The following is a 4,172-nucleotide window of genomic DNA, read 5'->3' on the forward strand; positions in this document are numbered from 1 at the left end:
GTATGGGGTAGTGCGTGACGCGGGTGGTGAATTCGGTGGCCGCAGGGTTTTCAATGGAACACCGGTGGGCTCGGTTCTGCCTGGAGACGGAGAGCAGAACGACGTTGGACAGCCCATCAGAGATCTGCAACGCCGCGGAGTTGGAGCCGGCCTCCGCCGGAGCGGACAGCTGAAGCAGCAGCACGCTCGTGGAGGAGATCACCAGCCCCATCCCGAAACACCCGAACGCCCACGCGACGGCGACGATCCAGACGGGCACGGCATGGATGAGGACGCTCGGCGCGGCGGCGATGGCGGCAGCCACCAGCACCATCCCGACCGTCATCAGCCGCTCCCGATACGGCTCGACCCGCGCCCGAGCCTGCACCCACGACCCCAGCGCCCACGTCCCACCGCCCGCCGCGAGCGAGAACCCGGCCAGGGTCGGCGACAACCCCCGCTGTGTGACGAGCATCAACGGTACGAAGGACTCGGCCGAGATGAACGACCCGGCGGCGACCCCGCGCAACAACACGACGGAGGGCAGCCCACGCGCCGCCCGATACGTCCCGCGCGGCAACAGCCCGAGCACGGCGGGCACGAGCAGGGCGACGCCGACGGCAGCGGGGAGAAGGGAGAACCACCGCAGATCCTGAGCGGCGTACTGGAAGAGCCCGGCGCCGATCGAGATCCCGAGGGCGAGGCGAATACGACGCCGGTCGAAGGAGGCGGACGGCTCACCGGCGTTGCTCACCGACCCGGCCGCCCGCCGCCGTATCTGAGGAAGGGCGAGGGCAAGCGGAAACACCACGAGCACGGGAATCCCGAGGAACACCCACCGCCACCCCAGATGCTCGGTCACCGCACCGGAGGCGAGCGGCCCGACGACAGACGGTACGACCCAACTCGCGGCGAACGCGGCCATGATGGCGGGCCGCAGCCGCTCCGGATACGCCCGCCCGACGACGACATACAGAGCGACGATGACCAGCCCACCCCCGAGCCCCTGCACGGCCCGCCCGAGAATGAACACCCACATGACCTGAGCGGTCCCCGCCACCACCAACCCGGCGGCAAAGGCCCCGATCCCACTGGTCAACGCCCCGAGCGGCCCCCGCCGGTCCGACCACTGCCCGGCGAACACCATCCCGAAGAGACTGGTCGTGAAGTACCCGGAGAACGCGAACGCGTACAACGACACTCCGCCCAGCTCCCGAGCTGCAACCGGCATCGCCGTCCCAACTGCCGTCGCCTCAAAGGCGATCAGCAGAACAACGGACACGATCCCGACACTGAGCGCCCGATGCGACCGCCCCAACACGGTGTCACGGCATTCGCCGGCCAGGTCAGAGGCAGTGTCCGTGACACCGGCGTCACGAGGTTCGAGGACGGTCATGCAGGCCAGCGTAAGGTCCACGGGCCGGGTTGACCCCTGTCGGAGGATGGTCGGGGGCTGAGACCTTCGTCGTACGACCAGCGCCACCAACGACCACTCCCCATTCATGAACGGCGTATGGCAGTCCCGTTGCACCACCCCCGACCCTCTTGTCCGGGGCCGCCGCCCGGCCCTACGGTCAACTCACCAAACACGGCCGTGTGCCCGAGTGGTTCAGGGACTCGCCTGCAAAGCGAGTTACGCGGGTTCGATTCCCGCCACGGCCTCTATAGCTGGTTCGACCAGTGGAGACGAGCAGGGCAGAGCGGTTGGCGGCACTGGAGAAACGGTGCCTGTCAGCCGCTTGCTTGCTTTGGAACGGACGTAGAGCGGCCGAACCGGGCACCCCTGAGCCGCTTCACGCTCCCGTTCGGTGACTCCCAGTGCGCTGGGACTGCACAGGAAGGACCGCCTTACAGGTCGGTCCGCCGCTGGCTGACCCTGCGCTCCCCAACGGGTTTATGCGAACACGCGCATAGTCGCGAGAGCGCATAGACGCTCCCCGGGTGCCCCTCGTACCGTCGTACGCGACGGCCCAACCAGGGCCACGAATCAGGGGGTTTCACGATGGCGCGTGAGGAACTGACTCGGCTCACCGGTAACGGCAACGGCGAGTGCGGCGAGGACGATTGCCCGAACGTCTACCGCACTCAGCGCGGCACGATCGTCGTTCAGGGCGACGTCACCGACGTCTTCACGCCTCCCCACGGCGAAGGGTTGGTTGAGATCCCTGAAAGCGTTCTTCGGGAGGCGTTCCGTGCTCTTGGATGGTGACGAGTGGCGGGCGATGTTCCGTGGAATCCAGTGGGAAGCATGGCGCCTGGAGACCCTGCCTCAGTACCTCGTACCCCAGGAGTCAGACGAACTCGAATCCTTCCGAGCGGGTAAACGGATCGACCCGGTCACCTACTCGTCTCCGTACACGGAAGACCTGAAGCGGCTCCGAGGGGAAGGTAAGCGAAAGGGACGCGTTCATGTCCTGGCCCAACCCCTTTCCGAGTACCTACGATTCGAGTTCTCGCGGTACTACGCGCCTCACGCGCTTGCCGGGGAAGACATCCGAATCCTCGACGTCACCGAGCGCGAGAACCCTCTTCAAGGAGTGCAAGACTTCTGGCTCTTCGACCGGTCGACAGTCGTTCTCATGAACTATGAGGAAGACGGAACTCAGGTCAACCGAGAGCTGTACGAGGGCGATCCCGCACGGTTCATTGAGTACCAGCGAATTGCCGAGGCTGCGTCAGTCAGGTTCCAGGAGTACGTGAAGGAGTGACGTTCGAACCCGAGCAGCTTGGCCAGTCCAGCCAGGAGCTGGCCACGAAGCTCAGAGAACTACGCAAGCTAGCCGGGCTCTCAGGGGTCCGGCTTGCTGCGCGCTGCAACATGTCTCAGTCCAAGGTGAGCAGGATCGAGAACGGGAAAGTACGCCCGTCGCTGGTCGACGTCGAGCAAATCCTGAGAGCCCTCGACGCTCCTCCACACATGATCGCGGAAGTGTCAGCTCTCGCACGCCTGGCGAACACCGAATGGCGAAACCTTCGCGAGTTGCGGAGAAAGGGACTGGGCACGCGGCAGGCCGAGTTGAAGGCCCTCGAAGCCTCCTCGACACGCTTGCGCTACTTCCTGCTCTCCATGGTCACTGGCCTTCTCGCCACCCCGGAGTACGTGCGGGCGAGCCTCGCTCATTCACCGACCGATACAAGTAAGGCCGTTGCCGGGAAGCTGGCACGGCAGGCCGTCCTCTATGACGCCTCCAAGCAGTTCACCTTCATCCTCACGGAACAGGCCGTTCGCTGGCCGGTCGTCTCACCATTGGCCTTGGCCGAGCAGATGGATCGACTCTCCTCACTGAGCTATCTCCCCAACGTGCGGATCGGGTTGATCCCTGCAGGGGCACCAACACCTACGAACCCACTCAACACGTTCACCACCTACGACACGTCATTGGCCACCATCGAAACATCAGCAGGTTTGCTCGTACTTCGTGACGACAGAGACGTCAGCAGCTACCTCGAAGAGTTCTCCGGATATGAGGAGAGCGCACTGTTCGAAGAGGACGCCAGGGAAAAACTCGCGGAGTGGTCGGCATCCTGCCGCTCATGATCTTTAACCCAGGACGCGCATAAATCGCCTAACCATGGGCGCTTCTCGGCACCATTACGTGACAGACGTGGAGCCGAGGGGCGATAGATGCTTGAGCACCAGCCACACGCTGAATCCCGTAACGGACGAGTAGCGAAGAATCTCCCCGGGTTGGAACCGGTTGGAGTCGAAGGATGCATGACGTGCGCCGCACTCTCTCATTCCCGCGAAGTGGCCCGGGAAGCAGGCGTGCCAGAACCCGTGGCGAGTGCCAATCGAGAGATCAGCAACCATCCGCATAGCGCCGTAGGCCAGGGAAGAAAGCTTCCCATCGCGACGGTGTGGGGGGGGTGGCCGTATGAGGCCGCCCACATATCCAAGCGAAGCCGTCTACCTCCCCCTAGACGATTGGCTGTACGAAGCCAAACCGCGCGATGGATGCCAGCAGTGCGCGAACGCTCTTACCGAGTTGAAGGCGGCCAAGAAGTCCGGGAACGCTCCCGCGCGCTTCGAGGCGGCCCGCAAGATCCGGCAATGCTCGCACAGGGGCGATGGTGTCCCGCGAAGTGGTGTAGCCGGTCAAGGTTCGTGAACGCGCGGGTGTCTGCCCGGGGCGTGCATCTGCTGGCGGTGCCTGCTCCCTGAACAAGGGCAGGCCATCGCGCAAGTCTCCGTG

General features: G+C 64.7%; 4 protein-coding genes and 1 tRNA gene. 4 read left to right on the forward strand and 1 reads right to left on the reverse strand.

Features of this window, described 5'->3' with window-relative positions; genetic code table 11:
- Nucleotides 1–1,375: MFS transporter (locus ACNFOC_RS51540; RefSeq protein WP_416965892.1), on the reverse strand; the 1,375-nt coding region annotated here is incomplete at its 3' end.
- Nucleotides 1,376–1,569: 194 nt separating this feature from the next.
- On the opposite strand from ACNFOC_RS51540, the gene ACNFOC_RS51545 reads away from it, so the two are divergent.
- From ACNFOC_RS51545 to relB, 4 genes are all read left to right on the forward strand, one after another.
- Nucleotides 1,570–1,641 (forward strand) — tRNA-Cys (locus tag ACNFOC_RS51545).
- A 340-nt stretch (nucleotides 1,642–1,981) separates the two neighbouring features.
- Nucleotides 1,982–2,188, forward strand: coding sequence for a hypothetical protein (locus ACNFOC_RS51550; RefSeq protein ID WP_416965893.1), 207 nt, complete (start codon nucleotides 1,982–1,984; stop codon nucleotides 2,186–2,188).
- Nucleotides 2,172–2,687, forward strand: coding sequence for a DUF6879 family protein (locus ACNFOC_RS51555; protein WP_416965894.1), 516 nt, complete (start codon nucleotides 2,172–2,174; stop codon nucleotides 2,685–2,687). The genes ACNFOC_RS51550 and ACNFOC_RS51555 overlap by 17 nt, the downstream gene beginning before the upstream one ends.
- Nucleotides 2,684–3,517, forward strand: coding sequence for a type II toxin-antitoxin system RelB family anti-toxin (gene relB / locus ACNFOC_RS51560; protein WP_416965895.1), 834 nt, complete (start codon nucleotides 2,684–2,686; stop codon nucleotides 3,515–3,517). The genes ACNFOC_RS51555 and relB overlap by 4 nt, the downstream gene beginning before the upstream one ends.
- Nucleotides 3,518–4,172: the final 655 nt, after the last annotated feature.

Origin of the sequence: Streptomyces colwelliae (assembly GCF_048158785.1) — a bacterium.
Taxonomy (GTDB): domain Bacteria; phylum Actinomycetota; class Actinomycetes; order Streptomycetales; family Streptomycetaceae; genus Streptomyces.

What these genes read in the sequence shown, in the direction of transcription:
- ACNFOC_RS51550 (WP_416965893.1), top strand. Translation starts at nt 1,982, where the DNA reads ATGGCGCGTGAGGAACTGACTCGGCTCACCGGTAACGGCAACGGCGAG.